The organism is Streptomyces sp. Tue6028 (genome assembly GCF_002300165.1).
GTDB classification, from domain to species: domain Bacteria; phylum Actinomycetota; class Actinomycetes; order Streptomycetales; family Streptomycetaceae; genus Streptomyces; species Streptomyces siamensis.
On sequence record NZ_MLCE01000008.1, the window covers coordinates 175,417 to 193,780 of the forward strand.

The 18,364-nt window shown below is 71.3% G+C and carries 19 protein-coding genes; 8 read left to right on the forward strand and 11 right to left on the reverse strand.

The annotated features are described in order from the left end of the window. Nucleotides 1–10 precede the first annotated feature (10 nt). Together BKI49_RS07325 and serB are read left to right on the forward strand one after the other, a co-directional pair. A complete protein-coding gene (locus tag BKI49_RS07325; RefSeq protein ID WP_095933368.1) occupies nucleotides 11–1,930 on the forward strand; it encodes a streptophobe family protein in 1,920 nt (639 codons plus the stop codon). Nucleotides 1,931–2,125: 195 nt separating this feature from the next. After that, nucleotides 2,126–3,337: a phosphoserine phosphatase SerB gene (serB, locus tag BKI49_RS07330; RefSeq protein ID WP_095933369.1), complete on the forward strand. Its 1,212-nt coding sequence runs from the start codon at nucleotides 2,126–2,128 to the stop codon at nucleotides 3,335–3,337. A gap of 73 nt (nucleotides 3,338–3,410) precedes the next feature. Here serB and BKI49_RS07335 read toward each other — a convergent pair whose 3' ends face one another. The 4 genes from BKI49_RS07335 to BKI49_RS07350 all read right to left on the reverse strand — a co-directional run bounded on the left by BKI49_RS07335 (nucleotide 3,411) and on the right by BKI49_RS07350 (nucleotide 6,139). Beyond that, nucleotides 3,411–3,929: a SixA phosphatase family protein gene (locus tag BKI49_RS07335; RefSeq protein ID WP_095933370.1), complete on the reverse strand. Its 519-nt coding sequence runs from the start codon at nucleotides 3,927–3,929 to the stop codon at nucleotides 3,411–3,413. A 113-nt stretch (nucleotides 3,930–4,042) separates the two neighbouring features. Continuing rightward, entirely contained in the window at nucleotides 4,043–4,258 is a 216-nt protein-coding gene (locus tag BKI49_RS07340) for a hypothetical protein (RefSeq protein WP_095933371.1), read from the reverse strand. A gap of 193 nt (nucleotides 4,259–4,451) precedes the next feature. Next, a complete protein-coding gene (locus BKI49_RS35690; RefSeq protein WP_095933372.1) occupies nucleotides 4,452–4,568 on the reverse strand; it encodes an SGM_5486 family transporter-associated protein in 117 nt (38 codons plus the stop codon). A gap of 221 nt (nucleotides 4,569–4,789) precedes the next feature. Beyond that, nucleotides 4,790–6,139 carry a CynX/NimT family MFS transporter gene (locus BKI49_RS07350; protein WP_257004649.1) on the reverse strand — a complete coding sequence of 450 codons (1,350 nt, stop codon included), beginning with the start codon at nucleotides 6,137–6,139 and terminating at the stop codon, nucleotides 4,790–4,792. A 111-nt stretch (nucleotides 6,140–6,250) separates the two neighbouring features. Here BKI49_RS07350 and BKI49_RS07355 point away from each other — a divergent pair, with 111 nt between their 5' ends. Next, nucleotides 6,251–6,946, forward strand: coding sequence for a FadR/GntR family transcriptional regulator (locus BKI49_RS07355; RefSeq protein ID WP_095933374.1), 696 nt, complete (start codon nucleotides 6,251–6,253; stop codon nucleotides 6,944–6,946). Here BKI49_RS07355 and BKI49_RS07360 read toward each other — a convergent pair. The 3 genes from BKI49_RS07360 to fabG all read right to left on the reverse strand — a co-directional run bounded on the left by BKI49_RS07360 (nucleotide 6,921) and on the right by fabG (nucleotide 8,983). After that, nucleotides 6,921–7,304, reverse strand: a complete 384-nt coding sequence (locus tag BKI49_RS07360) for a hypothetical protein (protein WP_095933375.1) — start codon at nucleotides 7,302–7,304, stop codon at nucleotides 6,921–6,923. The genes BKI49_RS07355 and BKI49_RS07360 overlap by 26 nt on opposite strands. A gap of 201 nt (nucleotides 7,305–7,505) precedes the next feature. Next, complete coding sequence (gene fabI, locus BKI49_RS07365; RefSeq protein WP_095933376.1) at nucleotides 7,506–8,273, reverse strand: enoyl-ACP reductase FabI; 768 nt, start codon at nucleotides 8,271–8,273, stop codon at nucleotides 7,506–7,508. A gap of 5 nt (nucleotides 8,274–8,278) precedes the next feature. Beyond that, nucleotides 8,279–8,983, reverse strand: coding sequence for a 3-oxoacyl-[acyl-carrier-protein] reductase (fabG, locus tag BKI49_RS07370; RefSeq protein ID WP_095933377.1), 705 nt, complete (start codon nucleotides 8,981–8,983; stop codon nucleotides 8,279–8,281). Nucleotides 8,984–9,283: 300 nt separating this feature from the next. Between fabG and BKI49_RS07375 the strand changes: the two genes are divergently transcribed. Genes BKI49_RS07375 through tyrS form a run of 3 tightly spaced genes read left to right on the forward strand, consistent with a single transcriptional unit; the run spans nucleotide 9,284 to nucleotide 13,519 of the window. Continuing rightward, nucleotides 9,284–10,807 (forward strand): TldD/PmbA family protein, encoded by a 1,524-nt coding sequence (locus BKI49_RS07375; protein ID WP_095933378.1) that lies wholly within the window; start codon nucleotides 9,284–9,286, stop codon nucleotides 10,805–10,807. Then, on the forward strand, nucleotides 10,804–12,198 hold the full coding sequence (locus BKI49_RS07380; RefSeq protein WP_095933379.1) for a metallopeptidase TldD-related protein: 1,395 nt from the start codon (nucleotides 10,804–10,806) through the stop codon (nucleotides 12,196–12,198). Before BKI49_RS07375 ends, BKI49_RS07380 begins: the two co-directional genes overlap by 4 nt. 52 nt (nucleotides 12,199–12,250) lie before the next feature. After that, on the forward strand, nucleotides 12,251–13,519 hold the full coding sequence (tyrS, locus tag BKI49_RS07385; protein WP_095933380.1) for a tyrosine--tRNA ligase: 1,269 nt from the start codon (nucleotides 12,251–12,253) through the stop codon (nucleotides 13,517–13,519). A 70-nt stretch (nucleotides 13,520–13,589) separates the two neighbouring features. On the opposite strand, the gene BKI49_RS07390 is transcribed toward tyrS, so the two are convergent. Continuing rightward, the gene (locus BKI49_RS07390; protein WP_095933381.1) at nucleotides 13,590–13,871 is read right to left on the reverse strand and encodes a GlsB/YeaQ/YmgE family stress response membrane protein; all 282 of its coding nucleotides are present in this window, start codon (nucleotides 13,869–13,871) and stop codon (nucleotides 13,590–13,592) included. Between the two features lie 245 nt (nucleotides 13,872–14,116). On the opposite strand from BKI49_RS07390, the gene BKI49_RS07395 reads away from it, so the two are divergent. Beyond that, nucleotides 14,117–14,503 (forward strand): DUF3099 domain-containing protein, encoded by a 387-nt coding sequence (locus BKI49_RS07395; protein WP_095933382.1) that lies wholly within the window; start codon nucleotides 14,117–14,119, stop codon nucleotides 14,501–14,503. Nucleotides 14,504–14,725: 222 nt separating this feature from the next. Further along, nucleotides 14,726–14,971 (forward strand): hypothetical protein, encoded by a 246-nt coding sequence (locus tag BKI49_RS07400; RefSeq protein WP_257004650.1) that lies wholly within the window; start codon nucleotides 14,726–14,728, stop codon nucleotides 14,969–14,971. Between the two features lie 193 nt (nucleotides 14,972–15,164). On the opposite strand, the gene moaA is transcribed toward BKI49_RS07400, so the two are convergent. The 3 genes from moaA to BKI49_RS07415 form a co-directional block, all read right to left on the reverse strand. Further along, nucleotides 15,165–16,154, reverse strand: a complete 990-nt coding sequence (gene moaA, locus BKI49_RS07405) for a GTP 3',8-cyclase MoaA (RefSeq protein ID WP_095933383.1) — start codon at nucleotides 16,152–16,154, stop codon at nucleotides 15,165–15,167. A gap of 212 nt (nucleotides 16,155–16,366) precedes the next feature. Then, the gene (locus BKI49_RS07410; protein ID WP_095933384.1) at nucleotides 16,367–17,986 is read right to left on the reverse strand and encodes a solute symporter family protein; all 1,620 of its coding nucleotides are present in this window, start codon (nucleotides 17,984–17,986) and stop codon (nucleotides 16,367–16,369) included. Beyond that, nucleotides 17,983–18,339: a DUF485 domain-containing protein gene (locus BKI49_RS07415; RefSeq protein WP_028803298.1), complete on the reverse strand. Its 357-nt coding sequence runs from the start codon at nucleotides 18,337–18,339 to the stop codon at nucleotides 17,983–17,985. Before BKI49_RS07415 ends, BKI49_RS07410 begins: the two co-directional genes overlap by 4 nt. Between the last annotated feature and the right edge of the window lie 25 nt (nucleotides 18,340–18,364).

The window sequence follows — 18,364 nt, forward strand, 5'->3', positions numbered from 1 at the left end:
GGGTCTGACGATGAGCATCGGGACCGCGGATCACGAGGCAGGCACCAGGAGCGTGCCGTGGGGAGACGTGGCACTGTCCGCGATCGCCTCCGTGAGCTGGGCGTTGATCGGCATGGCCGGTACGGCCGCGCTCGGTCTGCATCTGCTCGGGGCGGACTCGGCGGGCTCGCTGGGGCCGATGACCGCGGCGGTGGTGGCACTTGGGGCTAACGGCGCGGTCAAGCCGTCGGGCGACGTGTCGGCCTTCGGTCTGAAGGGGGCGGAGGCGCACACCGCGATCCAGATCACACCGCTGGGTGTGGGCCTGGTCGGTGCGCTGCTGCTGGCCTGGTTCTTCCTGAGGTCTTTGCGCGGGGCGGGAGTTGTGATCGCTCCGTCCGAACTCCTCGCGCGCGGGGCCTCGGTGGTGGTGCTCTTCGTCGCCACGCTGGGCGGTCTCGCCTGGGCCGGTCATGACGTCATCACGATCGACGGGAGCAAGCTCGGGCTCGACCGGGTCGCGGGTGGGGGCGGACTCGGCGACATCACCGACAAACTCCCCGGCGGGCTGGGCGACCTGGGCGGACTGCTCCCCGACAAGATCGGCGACCTGGTCGACGCGAAGGCGGCCGTGGGGTTCACCGTCGACACGGTGCCCACACTGCTGGGCGGTGCGGCGTGGGCGGCCGGGGTCCTGGTGATCGCCCTGCTGGCCTCGCGGCGCACACCGCTGCCGCGCGGCTGGGAGGCCGTGCACCGCGTGGTGCGGCCGGCCGCCTCCGCGCTCGTCACGGTGCTGCTGGTCGCCGTCCTGGCAGGGCTCGCCGCGGCGGCGTACGCGGCGATCGGCGACGACCACCCCAAGCGGATCGCCGGGGCCGCCCTGCTCGGTGCGCCCAACGGCGTGTGGCTCGGCGTGCCCGTCGGCCTCTTCGTGCCGTGGGACGGCAGGGCCACGGGCGAACTCGCCAAGCTGCTCCCCGACCCGCTGGACCGGTTGCTCAGTGTCGACTCCGGTCGGCCCGTCACCCTGGGCCGTCTCGCCGAACTCGACGGACGCGTGTGGCTGCTGGGTGTCGCGACCGCCCTCATGATGCTGTTCGCGGGCGTCCTGACGGCGACGCGTACGCCTTTTGTACGGGAGCCGGCTGCCGCCGACGCGGGAGGCGCGGCTGCCGCAGACGTACGGGGCGGGGGTGCTCTCTCCTTCGCAGGGCGCTGCGCTCTTCCGCTCGCGGTGGTGACCGCGGCCGCACTGCCCCTGATGGCGTGGCTGACGGAGGTGTCCGCGGACGCCTCGCTGTCGGTGCTCGGCTTCGACGCGTTCGGCGCGGGGATCGAGTTGCACGGGCGCCTGGGCATCGCGCTGCTGCTCGGCGCCGCGTGGGGCGCGGGTGCGGGCGCGGCCGGGGCGCTGCTGGCGTACGCGAGCGGTGCCGCGGGACGACGGGCCGCGTCTTTGGCACTGGGTGACTTCGGAGCTCACCCGGTGGCCGTGGCCGAGTACGCCGTGCCCGCCGGGGAGTCCGGGCCGTACCGCCCGCAGGCCTCCTACCGGCCGCCGAACCCGGACACGAATCCCTATCTTCAGCTGCCGGAGGAGTTGCGGAGGCCGGGTGGCCCGAGGGCGCGGGGGCCCGCGCCGGGCACGGCACCGGGACGCGGTGGACAGCCCTCGCGGGGAGCCGGACCCAGGGACGGCGGACCGACCTCGCGGGGAGCGGGGCCGCGGGACGGCGGACCGACCTCCGAGGACACGCGGACGCCGGGGAGCGGACCGGCGCCCGGCGATGTGTACGGTGCGCCGACGGTGGTCGGGCCCATCGGGCCGCCGCCCCCGCGTCGGCCCCGGCCGGGCGGGCAGGGGCTGGGCGGAACCCCGCCGCCTCCCCCGCCGCCGCCTCCGGACGAGGGGACACCCCCTCCGCGCCGACCCCGCGGAGGACGCTGACAGACGCGCGCCGCGCGAGGGCGTGCGACGGACACGCCCCGTTCCCGCTGGGTGCGGGGGCCGTGCCCGCGTGAGGGGAGTACGGCGTCGGCGGGCGGTCATGAGCGCGCCACTCAGGTGACATCCAGTGTTCGCCGTCCGCCAGGCGGACCAGGAAGGCGCAAGGCACTCGGTGCCGGATACGGTGGAAGCACCATGAGCGCTTCGCAGACCTCCGACGTCCCCACTCTCCTCGTCAAGATCTTCGGCAAGGACCGGCCGGGCATCACCGCCGGACTCTTCGACACCCTCGCCGCCTACTCCGTCGACGTGGTCGACATCGAGCAGGTCGTCACCCGTGGCCGGATCGTGCTGTGCGCGCTCGTGACCGAGCCGCACGTCGGGCTCGAGGGTGATCTGCGGGCCACCGTCCACAGCTGGGCGGAGTCGATGAAGATGCAGGCGGAGATCATCTCCGGTCACGGCGACAACCGGCCCCGTGGGCTCGGACGTTCGCTCGTCACGGTGCTCGGGCATCCGCTGACCGCGGAGTCGACCGCCGCGATCGCCGCGCGGATCACGAAGTCCGGCGGCAACATCGACCGCATCTTCCGGCTCGCCAAGTACCCGGTGACCGCCGTCGAATTCGCCGTGTCCGGCACGGAGACCGAGGCGCTGCGCACCGCGCTGGTGACGGAGGCGGCGGCGCTCGGTGTCGACATCGCGGTCGTCGCGGCCGGACTGCACCGCAGGGCCCAGCGTCTGGTCGTCATGGACGTGGACTCGACGCTCATCCAGGACGAGGTGATCGAGCTCTTCGCGGCGCACGCGGGCTGCGAGGCCGAGGTCGCCGAGGTGACGGCGGCGGCGATGCGCGGGGAGCTGGACTTCGAGCAGTCGCTGCACGCGCGCGTGGCCCTGCTCAAGGGGCTCGACGCCTCCGTGGTGGACAAGGTGCGCGAGGAGGTGCGGCTGACGCCGGGCGCGCGCACCCTCATCCGTACGCTGAAGCGGCTCGGTTTCCAAGTCGGCGTCGTGTCGGGCGGGTTCACCCAGGTCACGGACGACCTGAAGGAACGGCTCGGGCTCGACTTCGCGCAGGCCAACACGCTGGAGATCGTCGACGGGAAGCTGACCGGCAAGGTCACCGGCGAGATCGTGGACCGGGCGGGCAAGGCGCGGCTGCTGCGCCGGTTCGCCGCCGAGGCGGGGGTCCCGCTCGCGCAGACCGTGGCGATCGGTGACGGCGCCAACGACCTGGACATGCTCAACGCGGCCGGGCTCGGCGTCGCGTTCAACGCGAAGCCGGTGGTGCGCGAGGCCGCGCACACGGCGGTGAACTTCCCGTTCCTCGACACGGTCCTCTATCTGCTGGGCGTCACCCGCGAAGAGGTCGAGGCGGCGGACATGCACTCGGACGAGCACTGACCCGTCCGGTGATATGACGAAGGGGGGTCCGGCACCCTGTGCCGGACCCCCCTTCGTCACGAGGAGGGGTGGGTCACTCCGTCGGCGCCCAGTAGTCGACGAGGGTGGCCGCGCCGGGCTCCAGGGTCTTCCAGGAGCCGTCGAAGGTGAGCACCGCGAAGGCGGCGGCGGGGAACCCCCTGCTGTTCATCCGGGTGCGGGCGTCGCCCTCGGCCTGGCCGGCCAGGATCTCGGCGAGGCCGTGCACCCCGGGGTTGTGGCCGATGAGGACCACCTGGCGCGCGTCGTCGGGGGTTTCGTTGAGCACGGCGATCAGCTCGCCGGGCGAGGCTTCGTAGAGCCGCTCCTCATAGACTGTTTTCGGCCGGTGCGCGAGTTCGTGGACCGCGAGCTTCCAGGTGTCGCGGGTCCGGATCGCGGTGGAGCAGAGAGCCAGGTCGAAGGTGATGCCGGTGTCGGCCAGCTTGCGTCCGGCGGTGGCCGCGTCCATGCGGCCCCGGTCAGCGAGCGGCCGCTCGTGGTCGGCCACCTGCGGCCAGTCGGCTTTCGCATGCCGGAAGAGGATGATCCTGCGGGGGTCTGCGACGCTCATGCGTTCCAGCTTCGCATGAAACACGCCATGGGGCGCTGGGAGTTGACGTGCTCACCCGCCAGGGGTGATGAGGTCCCCCCGGACGGCGCGGGCCGGGCCGGACGTGCGGTGACTCAGGGCGCCCGGTGCAGCACTGTCTGCTGGACCTGCTCGAAGACGTGGGTGATCGCCGGGTCGCCGCCCGCGGCGTGCGCGTCGGCGGGATTGAGGATCAGGAGCAGCAGGGTGACGAAGGCGAGCGTGGGCAGGGCCAGGGCCCACCAGGGCAGACGGATGTCGACGCGGCCCGGGGTCGCCGGGTGGGGCCGGGTGTGCGTTCGGGCCGACATGCCGCCTCCGTGGTCTTCGAGTGGTCCGTGGCCGACGTCCTCGCGGCCACATCTCGAAACTACGGACTCGGGGGCGCTCAACCCATCCGGTGATCCACCCACTTGACCCTGACACTCACCCCCTAGGGGACAGGGGGGTTAGCCCCACCATCGCGGTGGGACGCGTGGCCCGGGTGGCCGAGGGGGCCTCGGGTCACGGGGAGGCGATCGACGCGATGATGCCGATGATCACGGTGATGGCCAGCATCGCTCCAAACACGAGCAGGAGCTTCTTCTGGCCGTTCTGGGGGTTCGGGTCGAGCGCAGGCATACGGCCAGTCTCGCACCCTTCGTCCGGGCCTCGGAGGGTGGGGTCCGGGACGCCGGCCCCCAGTGCCGGCGTGCGGGCCCCGCCGTCACGCCCGGAGCCGTGGCCTCCTCCCCCGGCGGGCCACGGCCTCCCCCCGCCGGTCATGCCCGAAGGCATGGCGCCCTCCCCTGGCGGGCCACGGCCTACCCGTAGGTCACGGCCTCATCCGAGGAGCTGCGGCCTCAGCCCTGTGCGCCTTGCGCCGCCGCCTCGTCCTCCACCGTGCGGTCGCGGCCCGCGAGGACGCCCACCGCCATCTGCGGGACCATCAGCGCGGCCATGAGGGCGAGCGGCAGGCCCCAGCCGCCGCTGTGCTGGTAGAGCACGCCCACGAGCAGCGGGCCCGGGATGGAGAGCAGGTAACCGGTGCTCTGGGCGAAGGCCGACAGCTTGGCGACGCCCGCCCCGGTCCTGGCCCGCATGCCGACCATGGTGAGCGCGAGGGGGAAGGCGCAGTTGGAGACGCCGAGGAGCAGTGCCCAGGCCCAGGCGCCGCCCGCCGGCGCGAAGTAGAGCCCGGCGTACCCGGCGAGCCCGCAGACGCCGAGGGCGAGCACGATCGGCCCCTGGTGGGGCAGGCGCGTGGCGAGGCGCGGAATGACGAAGGCCAGCGGAACGCCCATGACCATCGTGACGGCGAGGAGCAGTCCGGCGGTGCCGGCCGAGACGCCCGCGTCGCGGAAGATCTGCGCCATCCAGCCCATCGTGATGTAGGCGGCGGTGGCCTGGAGCCCGAAGAAGACGGCGAGCGCCCAGGCCGTACGGCTGCGGGTGATGCGCAGCCCGTCCGGCTCGGACCCAGCCGCTGCGGCGGACCCGGAGTCCGCCCGCGCGCCCGCGGCGTCCGGGGAACCGGTGCGCCGGGCGGGACGGGTACCGGCTTCCGCGTCCCGTGCGCGCACGAGCGGGAGCCACGGCAGCACGGCCGCCGCCGCGAGCCCCGCCCAGACCGCCAGCCCGGACTGCCAACTGCCGCCCAGGACATCGGTCATGGGGACCGTCACCGCCGCGGCGGCCGAGGTGCCGAGCGCCAGGGCCATCGAGTACAGGCCGGTCATGGAGCCGACCCGGTCCGGGAACCAGCGCTTGACGATGACCGGCATCAGGACGTTGCTGACGGCGATGCCCATGAGCGCGAGCGCGCTGGCGGCCAGGAAGCCGGCCGTGTTCCCCGCGTAGGGGCGGACGGCCAGGCCCGCCGCGATGGCGGCCATGCCCGCGCAGACGACCGCGCCCGGCCCGAAGCGGCGGGCCAGCCGCGGCGCCATGACACCGAAGACCGCGAAGCAGAGCGGCGGCACGGAGGTGAGCAGTCCGGCGAGGCTGCCGCTCATGCCGAGGCCGTCGCGCACCTCTTCGAGGAGGGCGCCGAGGCTGGTGATCGCCGGGCGCAGGTTGAGCGCGGTGACGACGATGCCGACGACCACGAGTCGCGTCGTCCACGCGCGCGTGGCGGGCGATCGGGGTTCCGTGCTCCCTGCGGAGCTGCGTATCGGTGTGGACGTCATCGTCCGGGTCTCCTCGCTTGCCATGTCGCCCATCATAGAATCATGGGATGATTGGTTGTCCAATCCGCCTGCGTTAATCTCCGAGACCTCCGGCCCCGCGCGACCGAACGCACCGGGCCCGTACGAAGGACCGACATGCCGCTGAGCCACCCACGCCGTTCGGCCCTGTCCGAGCAGGTCATCGCCGAGCTGCGGACGCAGATCACCTCGGGCGAGTGGCCCGTCGGCTCACGCATCCCCACCGAGCCGGAGCTCGTCGAGCAGCTGGGCGTCGCCCGCAACACCGTCCGCGAAGCCGTCCGCGCCCTCGCCCACAACGGCCTGCTCGACATCCGTCAGGGCTCGGGCACCTATGTCGTGGCGACCAGCGAACTGGCCGGAGTGATGCACCGCCGCTTCGCGGACGCGGACCCGCGCCACATCGCCGAACTGCGCTCCACGCTGGAGTCGAGCGCGGCGAAGCTGGCGGCCGAGCGGCGCACCGAGCGCGATCTCAAGCAGCTGGACACCCTGCTCCTGCGCCGCGAGGAGGCGTGGGAGTCGGGCGACACGGAGGCGTTCGTGACGGCGGACGCGACCTTCCACCTGGCGGTGGTGGCCGCGTCCCACAACGACGTCATGAGAGCGATGTACGCGGACCTGGGCGAGGTGCTCCGGGACTGGCTGCGCGAGGACGTCGGCGAGGAGCTGACGCCGGAGACGTACATGGACCACACGCGGCTCGTCGACGCGATCCGTACGGGCGACGCGGAGGCGGCGGCCACGGAGGCCGCGGGCTATCCGTTCCTGTGCCGTCCCGGGAGGTTCAGCTCGGCTGCTTCTGGTGACTGACCCAGACGGAGCGGATCTCCTTCCAGCACCGGCCGGTGAGCTTCACCGTGGCCGCGGCACCGGCGTCGGCCGGGGCGCTGTCGGTGTCGATGTCCCACCAGCGGTCGCACTCGACGTGCAGACGGACGCGGTCGGTGTCCACATAGGGGTTGTGGCAGTACGCGACGGCGTGCGAGCCGTCGATGGTGGTGCGGCACTCGGCACCGAACGGTTCGGGATCGGCGGGTCGGCCGTCGTCGTTCGAGAGGTTCTGGGCGTCGTCGTGTCCCACGCGCGCGTGGGGTATCGCGTCGTACGGCACGGCCATCACGAGAGCGACAGCTGCGAACACCGGGGCAAAGCGGCGGGACAGGCGCACAAGGGAACCTCCTCGGCCGTACGGCTGCGGGGCGGTGCTACTCCAATCGTGCGTGCCGGGCCACCCCGGGCGCCCGGTCTGTTGGGCCGAACGGGGGACGCCCCGCCCCCCGCGGCTGCGGGGAACGGGGCGTCGGGTACGGGCGTCCTCGGGGGCGCGCCGGGGGCTTCGTCGGCGTCCCGGACGACGCGTCGCGAGGTGTCAGGCGCCGATCGCGTGCAGACCGCCGTCGACGTGGATGATCTCGCCCGTGGTCTTCGGGAACCAGTCGCTCAGCAGGGCCACGACACCGCGGCCGGCCGGCTCCGGGTCCTTGAGGTCCCACTCCAGGGGCGCGCGGGTGTCCCACACGGCGGCGAGCTCGCTGAAGCCCGGGATGGACTTGGCGGCCATGGAGCCGATCGGGCCCGCCGAGATGAGGTTGGAGCGCACGTTCTGCTTGCCCAGGTCCCGGGCGAGGTAGCGGTTGGTGGCCTCCAGGGCGGCCTTGGCCGGGCCCATCCAGTCGTACTGCGGCCACGCGTACTGGGCATCGAAGGTGAGGCCGACGACCGATCCGCCGTTCTGCATCAGCGGCAGGCAGGCCATGGTCAGCGACTTCAGGGAGAACGCCGAGACGTGCATGGCCGTGGCGACCGACTCGAACGGCGTGTTGAGGAAGTTGCCGCCGAGTGCGTCCTGCGGGGCGAAGCCGATGGAGTGAACGACGCCGTCGAGGCCGCCGAGCTCCTCACCGACGACGTCGGCGAGGCGGGCGAGGTGCTCCTCGTTGGTGACGTCGAGCTCGATGACCTTGGTGGGCTTGGGGAGCTTCTTGGCGATGCGCTCGGTCAGCGTGGGCCGCGGGAACGCGGTCAGGATGATCTCGGCACCCTGCTCCTGGGCCAGCTTGGCGGTGTGGAAGGCGATGGAGGACTCCATCAGCACACCGGTGATCAGGACGCGCTTGCCCTCGAGAATTCCGCTCATGGTGATCAGTGACCCATTCCCAGTCCGCCGTCAACGGGGATGACGGCTCCAGTGATGTACGAGGCGTCGTCCGAGGCGAGGAACCGCACCGTCGCGGCGATCTCCTCGGGCTGCGCGTAGCGGCCCAGCGGCACCTGCGACACGATGCCCGCGCGCTGGTCGTCGGTGAGCGCCTGGGTCATGTCCGTGTCGACGAAGCCGGGCGCGACGACGTTGAAGGTGATGTTGCGCGAGCCGAGCTCCCGGGCGAGGGAACGCGCGAAGCCGACCAGGGCGGCCTTGGAGGCGGCGTAGTTGGCCTGCCCCGCCGAACCGAGCAGTCCGACGACCGACGAGATCAGGACGACGCGGCCCTTCTTGGCGCGCAGCATGCCGCGGTTGGCGCGCTTGACGACGCGGAAGGCGCCGGTGAGGTTCGTGTCGATGACCGAGGTGAAGTCCTCCTCGGACATGCGCATCAGGAGCTGGTCCTTGGTGACGCCGGCGTTGGCGACGAGGACCTCGACCGGGCCGTGCTCGGCCTCGATCTCCTTGTAGGCCTGCTCCACCTGCTCGGTGTCGGTGATGTCGCACTTGACGGCCAGGAAGCCGGACGGCGGCTCACCGGAACGGTATGTGATCGCGACCTTGTCGCCGGCATCGGCGAACGCGCGGGCGATGGCGAGGCCGATGCCCCGGTTGCCTCCGGTGACGAGAACCGAGCGGCTCAACGGATCACCCTTTCGATAGCGGACTGGAACCCCTGCAAGACAGGCGCCTTCCTCGGAAACCTATCGGTCCGGCAGGCCGCTCGGAGAATCGGGCACCGACAGTGGCGCCGGGGAGTCGCTGTCGGGTCCCTACAGAAATCCCTGCTCGGCGGGGTCCTGGACCCGGCCGGCCCGCCGAATCCCGCGGCCCGCCGGACGTACCGGCCCGAAACCTGCGCCTGCTGGAGGAAAGGCATGGCCGCCGGGCCCGCCCGCGCGACATGATCGGATCCGACAGGCCACGACAGCAGGGAGACCTCGGTGCCTCATTCCATCGACGAAGCCTTCACGGCGCTACCGCTGCGCGCCCTGGCCGACGCCGCGCTCGCGCGGGCTCGGGCCCTGGGCGCCGAGCATGCTGACTTCCGCTTCGAGCGGGTGCGCAGCGCGTCCTGGCGGCTGCGGGACGCCAAGCCCGCCGGGTCGTCGGACACCACGGACCTCGGGTACGCGGTGCGGGTGGTGCACGGCGGGACCTGGGGCTTCGCGTCCGGTGTGGACCTGACGATGGACGCCGCCGCGAAGGTCGCCTCGCAGGCCGTGGCGATGGCGAAGCTGTCCGCCCAGGTGATCAGGGCCGCCGGGTCCGAGGAGGTCGTGGAGCTGGCGGACGAGCCCGTGCACGCCGAGAAGACGTGGGTCTCCTCGTACGACATCGACCCCTTCTCCGTGCCCGACGAGGAGAAGGCCGGGCTGCTCGCGGACTGGAGCGCGCGGCTGCTGGCGGCCGACGGCGTCAACCACGTCGACGCCTCGCTGCTGACCGTGCACGAGAACAAGTTCTACGCCGACACCGCCGGGACCGTGACCACGCAGCAGCGGGTCCGGCTGCACCCGCAGCTCACGGCCGTCGCCGTCGACGAGTCGAGCGGCGAGTTCGACTCGATGCGGACCCTCGCGCCGCCGGTCGGGCGCGGCTGGGAGTACCTGACGGGCACCGGCTGGGACTGGGAGTCGGAACTCGCGCAGATCCCGGAGCTGCTCGCCGAGAAGATGCGGGCGCCGAGCGTCGACGCAGGCGTGTACGACCTCGTGGTCGACCCGTCCAACCTGTGGCTGACGATCCACGAGTCCATCGGGCACGCCACCGAGCTGGACCGTGCGCTGGGCTACGAGGCGGCGTACGCCGGCACCTCCTTCGCCACCTTCGACCAGCTGGGCAAGCTGCGGTACGGCTCCGAGCTGATGAACGTCACCGGCGACCGCACCGCCGAGCACGGACTCGCGACCGTCGGGTACGACGACGAGGGTGTCGCGGGGCAGTCCTGGGACCTGGTCAAGGACGGCACGCTCGTCGGCTACCAGCTGGACCGGCGCATCGCGCGGCTGACCGGCTTCGAGCGGTCCAACGGCTGCGCTTATGCCGACTCCCCCGGGCACGTGCCCGTGCAGCGCATGGCCAACGTGTCGCTCCGGCCGGACCCGGCCGGGATGTCCACCGAGGATCTGATCGGGAGCGTGGACCGCGGCATCTACGTGGTCGGCGACCGGTCCTGGTCGATCGACATGCAGCGCTACAACTTCCAGTTCACCGGCCAGCGCTTCTTCAAGATCGAGAACGGCCGGCTCACCGGCCAGCTGCGGGATGTCGCGTACCAGGCCACGACCACCGACTTCTGGGGTTCGATGGCCGCGGTGGGCGGTCCGCAGACGTATGTCCTGGGCGGTGCCTTCAACTGCGGCAAGGCCCAGCCGGGCCAGGTCGCCGCGGTCTCGCACGGCTGCCCGGCGGCCCTCTTCAAGGGCGTGAACATCCTCAACACCACGCAGGAGGCCGGTCGATGACCGCCCGTACGAACAAGCCGCACGAGGTCGTCGAGCGCGCCCTCGAACTGTCCCGCGCCGACGGCTGCGTGGTGATCGCCGACGAGCAGTCCACGGCGAACCTGCGCTGGGCGGGCAACGCGCTCACCACGAACGGCGTCACCCGCGGGCGCACGCTGACCGTCATCGCGACCGTCGACGGCCGTGAGGGCACCGCGTCCGGGGTCGTCTCGCGCTCGGCCGTGACCGCCGACGAGCTGGAGCCGCTGGTGCGGGCCGCCGAGGCCGCCGCGCGCGGTGCCGGTCCCGCCGAGGACGCGCAGCCGCTCGTGACCGGGGTGCCGGAGTCCCCGGACTTCACGGACGCGCCCGCCGAGACGTCGTCCGCCGTCTTCGCCGATTTCGCGCCGGCGCTCGGCGAGTCCTTCGCCCGCGCCCGGCACGGCGGCCGCGAGCTGTACGGCTTCGCCAACCACGAGCTGGTCTCCAGCTACCTCGGCACGTCGTCGGGGCTGCGGCTGCGGCACGACCAGCCCAACGGCACGCTGGAGCTCAACGCCAAGTCGCCGGACCGTACGCGGTCGGCGTGGGCGGGGCGCTCGACCCGGGACTTCAAGGACGTGGACCCGGCGGCGCTGGACGCGGAGCTGGCGGTGCGGCTCGGCTGGGCGGAGCGGCGCGTCGAGCTACCCGCGGGGCGCTACGAGACGCTGCTGCCGCCGACCGCCGTCGCCGACCTGCTGATCTACCAGATGTGGTCGGCCGCGGCCCGGGACGCGGCCGAGGGCCGCACCGTGTTCAGCAGGCCCGGGGGCGGCACCCGTGTCGGCGAGAAGCTCACCGAGCTGCCGCTGACGCTGCGCAGCGACCCGAACGAGCCGGGCCTGGAGTCCGCCCCGTTCGTCCTCGCGCACTCCTCGGGGGACGACGCCTCCGTGTTCGACAACGGGCTGCCGCTGGCCGCGACGGACTGGGTGCGCGAGGGCACGCTGCACCGTCTGTCCACCACCCGGCACAGCGCGGACCTGACCGGGCTCCCGGTGGCGCCGTCGATCGGGAACCTCGTCCTGGACGGGGGCGAGGACCGCTCGCTGGAGGAGATGGTCGCCGCAACCGAGCGTGGTCTGCTGCTGACCTGCCTGTGGTACATCCGCGAGGTCGACCCGGCGACGCTGCTGCTGACCGGGCTGACCAGGGACGGCGTCTACCTCGTGGAGAAGGGCCAGGTCGTCGGCGAGGTGAACAATTTCCGGTTCAACGAGTCGCCGGTGGACCTGCTGGGGCGGGCCACGGAGGCGGGGCGCACGGAAAAGACATTGCCGCGTGAATGGAGCGATTGGTTCACTCGTGCCGCGATGCCGGCGCTGCGGGTGCCGGACTTCAACATGAGCTCGGTCAGCCAGGGCGTGTGACCCGCCTAGACTGGCCGGTGCCCAACCTTCGCTTTCAAGGAGACACAAGACCGTGACGGACATCGTCGACGAACTGAAGTGGCGCGGGCTGATCGCCCTCTCCACGGACGAGGACGCATTGCGCAAGGCGTTCGCGGACGGTCCCGTCACGTTCTATTGCGGCTTCGACCCGACCGCGCCCAGCCTGCACCTCGGCAACCTCGTGCAGATCCTGACGATGCGCCGCATCCAGCAGGCGGGCAACCGTCCGCTGGGCCTGGTCGGTGGTGCCACCGGTCTGATCGGTGACCCGAAGCCGAACTCCGAGCGCACGCTGAACGCGCCCGAGGTCGTCGCTCAGTGGGTGGAGCGGCTGCGCGCCCAGATCCAGCCGCTGCTGGACTTCGAGGGGCCGAACGCGGCGGTCATGGTCAACAACCTGGACTGGACCCAGGGCCTGTCGGCCATCGAGTTCCTGCGTGACGTGGGCAAGCACTTCCGCGTCAACAAGATGATCACCAAGGAGGCCGTCGCCCGGCGCCTGGAGTCCCAGGAAGGCATCAGCTACACCGAGTTCAGCTACCAGATCCTGCAGGGCATGGACTTCCTGGAGCTGTACCGCAGGTACGGCTGCACGCTGCAGACCGGCGGCAGCGACCAGTGGGGCAACCTCACGTCGGGCACCGACCTGATCCACCGGGTCGAGCCGGACGCGGTGGTGCACGCGCTGGGCACTCCGCTGATCACCAAGGCGGACGGCACCAAGTTCGGCAAGACGGAGTCGGGCACGGTCTGGCTCGACCCCGAGATGACCACGCCGTACGCGTTCTACCAGTTCTGGCTGAACGCGGACGACCGGGACGTCTCCAAGTTCCTGCGCATCTTCAGCTTCCGGTCCCGTGAGGAGATCGAGGAGCTGGAGAAGCAGACCGAGGAGCGTCCGCAGGCCCGTGCCGCGCAGCGTGCGCTGGCCGAGGAGCTGACGACGCTGGTGCACGGCGCCGACCAGACGGCCGCGGTGATCGCCGCGTCGAAGGCCCTCTTCGGCCAGGGCGAGCTGGCGGAGCTCGACGAGAAGACGCTGGCCGCGTCCCTCTCCGAGCTGCCGCACGTCCAGGTCGACGAGCTCGGTCCCGTCGTGGACCTCTTCGCGGAGGTCGGCCTGGTGGCCAGCAAGTCGGCCGCGCGCCGCACGGTCAAGGAGGGCGGCGCGTACGTGAACAACGTGAAGGTCGTCGGCGAGGACGCGGTCCCCGCCAAGGAGGACCTGCTGCACGGGCGCTGGCTCGTGCTGCGCCGGGGCAAGAAGAACCTGGCGGCCGTCGAGGTCACGGGCCGCTGAGCCGGAACCAGCACGGCGAAGGGGGCGGTCCCGTCGGGGCCGCCCCCTTCGCCGTGCGTACGCGCCGCGCTCAGGCGCGCTGCTTCCTCTTGTTGCCCCACACCGCCATGTAGGCCATGTCGCCGAGGAAGACGATGATGATCGCCGCCACGAGCTGGAAGGCGTGCCGGCTCCAGTCGATGCCGCGGGTCTCGGCGACGCCCAGCCCTTGGGCGATCGCGTTGCCGGCGATGGCGCCGAGCATGCCGAAGATGGTGGTCAGCCAGAGGGGGCTGTGCTGTTTGCCCGGGAGGACCGCCTTGGCCAGCAGGCCCAGCACGAACCCGACGATGATGGCCCACAACCAGCCCATGCCTGCCTCCTAGTGCGGCTCCATATGAGCAGTACGCCCAGTCTCGGTCTGTCCGCCATACGGCGCATGTCGGGCGCCTCCGTACGCGCTACGGCGCATCCGGTCCACCCCGTCGGGTCTCCGCCCCGGTCTCGAAGGCGGCGCAGTCGCGGCGTAACGTGGAGTTGTTCGGACCTGCTTCCTCGACGGGGTCCGGGACGGGTACGGACCGGGGAGCGTCCGACACAGGCGGGTGGTGGAACGTGATGCGGAAGCAGAGCAATGTCCAGGTCTTCCGGATCACCGGAGCCAGGCAAGGACTGGACGAGGACGTACGCGGACGGCAGCGCCGCTACGTCATCTCGATGTCCGTGCGCACGGTCTCCGTGATCCTTGCGGCCACCCTGTGGAACGTGGAGCGGCACGTCGCGATCGTCGCGCTGGTGCTCGGCTTGGTGCTCCCCTACATCGCGGTGGTCATCGCCAACGCGGGGCGCGAGAACGCGCCGTCGCTCCCCTCGACGTTCGTCGCAGCCCCCACCCGTCCGATGATCGCGCCGCCGCGTGAGGACGACCCTTCGGAAGGCGTTCCGGAGGACGTCACGGCCGATCCCGGCGGGGCTCCGCGGGCCGAGCGACAGGACATGAACTGACCCCGGCCCGGCCACCGGGACTCCTTCCGAAACGGAACGCCGTCGCGCATCAAGCTCAAGAAAAGCTCAGATCAATCATGTTGTTCCGGTGCCGGGCGACGGGTTACCCGTGACATACTTCGTACGCGCTCCGCATCCCCCGTCGGAGCGACGGACCGACGCCGGGCAGCTCCCCCCGTGGCTGCTCGGCGTCGCCTTTTGGGGGCCGTCTAGGGTTGAGGCGTGAACCTCCCGCTGCCCGATCCGTCATCCGCTCCCGCCACCGCGCAGTGCTCCGCCAAGGGCTGTCGTGCCGACGCCGTGTGGGTGCTCGCCTGGAACAACCCGAAGCTGCACACGCCGGAGCGGCGCAAGACGTGGCTCGCGTGCGAGGAGCATCGCGAGCACCTGTCGCAGTTCCTCGGCGTGCGCGGGTTCCTCAAGGACGTCGTGAAACTGACGGACTGGGAAGCGCCCGAGGGAGCCTAGGGAATGTCGGACGGCCTCGTCGCCCGGGACTAGGGGGTTTCGTTGGGATCAGCCCGGGTCCGCGACGCCCGGCACGGCACCTCGCCGCGTTGTCGGACCACCCGAGTACGCCCAGTACGCAGGTGATCCTCCGCCTTGCGATGCACCGCACCGGACGCCGCGGCCCGATCCGGCCTGATCCGAACGAAACCCCCTAGCCGCCGATCGCGGACATCGGTCGGTCGGGCTGGAGGAACGACGGGTCGTCCAGGCCCGAGCCCGCCTTCTTGCCCCACATCGCGAGCCGCCAGATGCGGGCGATCTCCTCGTCGGGGGCGTCCGAGCGCAACGCGGCCCTCAGGTCGGTCTCCTCGGTGGCGAACAGGCAGGTGCGGACCTGGCCGTCGGCCGTGAGCCGGGTGCGGTCGCAGGCCGCGCAGAACGGGCGGGTGACCGAGGCGATCACACCGACGCGGTGCGGTCCGCCGTCGACGAGCCAGCGCTCGGCGGGGGCGGAGCCCCGCTCGCCGGAACCCTCCGGGGTGAGCTCGAACCGGGTGCGCAGTGACGTGAGGATGTCACCGGCGGTGACCATGCCCTCGCGCTTCCAGCCGTGCTGGGCGTCCAGGGGCATCTGCTCGATGAACCGGAGTTCGTAGTCGTGCTCCACCGCCCAGGCGAGCAGGTCGGGGGCCTCGTCGTCGTTCAGTCCGGGCATGAGGACCGAATTGACCTTGACCGGGGTCAGGTCGGCGTCCCGGGCGGCTTCGAGGCCTTCGAGGACGTCCTTGTGGCGGTCACGGCGCGTCAGGGTCTTGAAGACGTCGGGGCGCAGGGTGTCCAGCGAGACGTTCACCCGGTCCAGGCCCGCCTCCTTGAGTGCCTTCGCGGTGCGCTTCAGACCGATGCCGTTGGTCGTCAGGGACATCTGGGGGCGGGGGTCGAGCGCGGCGACCTGCTCCACGATGCCGACCAGACCGGGGCGCAGCAGGGGCTCACCGCCGGTGAAGCGGACCTCGGTGATGCCGAGGTCGGTGACCGCGACGCGTATCAGCCGGACGATCTCGTCGTCCGTGAGCAGGTCCGGCTTGGACAGCCACTGCAGGCCCTCCTCGGGCATGCAGTACGTGCACCGCAGGTTGCAGCGGTCCGTCAGCGAGACACGCAGGTCGGTGGCCACCCGGCCGTAGGTGTCGATGAGCACGTGGGCCCCCTCCCGCTATGCGGATCACTTTGCCTGACACTGCGAGCCTACGTGACGGGACCGACATCGACAGCGGCCCGGATCCCACGAGGTGCGACGCGGCCGCGTCGTAGGGATCTACGACGCGGCCGCGAGCGGTGCGGTCCGGGTGGGGACCCGGTGGGGTCCGTGCCGGGGCCCGGTGCGGTCCCGGTGGCCGGGGCGGCGCGCGCTCAGTGCGCCCCGGTTCCGGTGAGCGAGCGGACCTCCAGCTCCGCGTACTTCCCGGCGTCCGGCTCCTCCTTCGACAGGATCGTGCCGAGCCAGCCCAGCAGGAAGCCGACCGGGATGGAGATGAGTCCCGGGTTCTCCAGCGCGAACCAGTGGAAGTCGACGTCCGGGAACATCGAGGTGGGCTTGCCGGACACGACCGGCGAGAACAGCACCAGGCCGACCGCGGTGACCAGGCCGCCGTAGATCGACCAGAGGGCGCCCTGCGTGGTGAACCTCTTCCAGAACAGGCTGTAGAGGATCGTCGGCAGGTTGGCGGAGGCGGCGACGGCGAAGGCCAGTGCGACCAGGCCGGCGACGTTCAGGTCGCGGGCGAGGGCACCCAGCAGGATGGACACGGCGCCGATGCCGACCGTCGCGTACCGGGCGGCCTTCATCTCCTGCTTCTCCGACGCCTGGCCCTTCTTGATGACGTTCGCGTAGATGTCGTGCGCGAACGACGAGGACGAGGCCAGCGTGAGTCCCGCGACGACGGCGAGGATCGTGGCGAAGGCGACGGCCGAGATCGAGGCGAGGAGGATCGCGCCCCAGTTGGAGTCGACGCCTCCCAGATGCAGCGCGAGCAGCGGGGCCGCCGTGTTGCCCGCCTTGTTGGAGGCGATGATCTCGTCCGGTTTGATCAGCGCGGCGGCGCCGAAGCCGAGGGCGAGGGTCATCAGGTAGAAGGTGCCGATGAGGCCGATCGCCCAGTTCACGGACTTCCGCGCGGTCTTGGCCGTGGGCACGGTGTAGAAGCGGATCAGGATGTGCGGCAGGCCCGCGGTGCCGAGGACCAGCGCCATGCCCAGCGAGATGAAGTCCAGCTTGGTGGTGGAGGTCGCGCCGTACTTGAGCCCGGGCTCCAGGAAGGGCGCTCCCTTGCCGCTGTTGTCGGCGGCCTTGCCGAGCAGGTCGGAGATGTTGAAGTTGAACTTCAGCAGGACCAGGAAGGTGAGCAGGAGGGCTCCGACGATGAGCAGCACCGCCTTGACCATCTGCACCCAGGTGGTGCCCTTCATGCCGCCGATGGTGACGTACACGATCATCAGGACGCCGACGAGGGCGACGATGCCGATCTTGCCGCCGTCGCTGGTGATGCCGAGGAGCAGGGACACGAGGACGCCCGCGCCCGCCATCTGGGCCAGCAGGTAGAAGATCGAGACGACGATCGTGGAGGTGCCCGCGGCGGTGCGCACCGGGCGCTGGCGCATGCGGTAGGCGAGGACGTCGCCCATCGTGTAGCGGCCGGAGTTGCGCAGCGGCTCGGCGACCAGGAGCAGGGCCACCAGCCAGGCGACCAGGAAGCCGATGGAGTAGAGGAAGCCGTCGTAGCCGAAGAGGGCGATCGCGCCCGCGATGCCGAGGAAGGACGCGGCGGACATGTAGTCGCCGGAGACCGCGAGGCCGTTCTGGAAGCCGGTGAACTGACGGCCGCCCGCGTAGAAGTCGGAGGCGTCCTTGGTCTGGCGGCCGGCCCAGACGGTGATGACGAGGGTCGCGGCGACGAACACCGCGAACAGGGTGATGATCAGCGGCCGGTGCTCGCTGGCCTCGCCTGCGGCCAGGGTGATCGCGGGGCTCATGCGCCGCCCTCCATCCGGGACTTGATCGCCTCGGCCTTGGGGTCGAGCTTGGCGGCGGCGTGCCGCGAGTACCACCAGGCGATGAGGAACGTGGTGAGGAACTGGCCGAGGCCGAGCACCAGGGCGACGTTGATGTTGCCGAACAGCTTGGTGCCCATGAAGTCGCCCGCGTAGTTCGACAGCAGGACGTACAGCAGGTACCAGACGATGAAGCCGACGGTCAGCGGGAAGGCGAAGGAGCGGTAGGAGCTGCGCAGTTCACCGAATTCGGCGCTCTCCTGCACCTGGACGAACTCCTCGGTGGAGGGGAGGGGTGTTCCGGCTTTCGAGGGTGGCGGTGCGTCGGTGGCCACGTTGTCTCCTCGCGTTGCGGGTGCT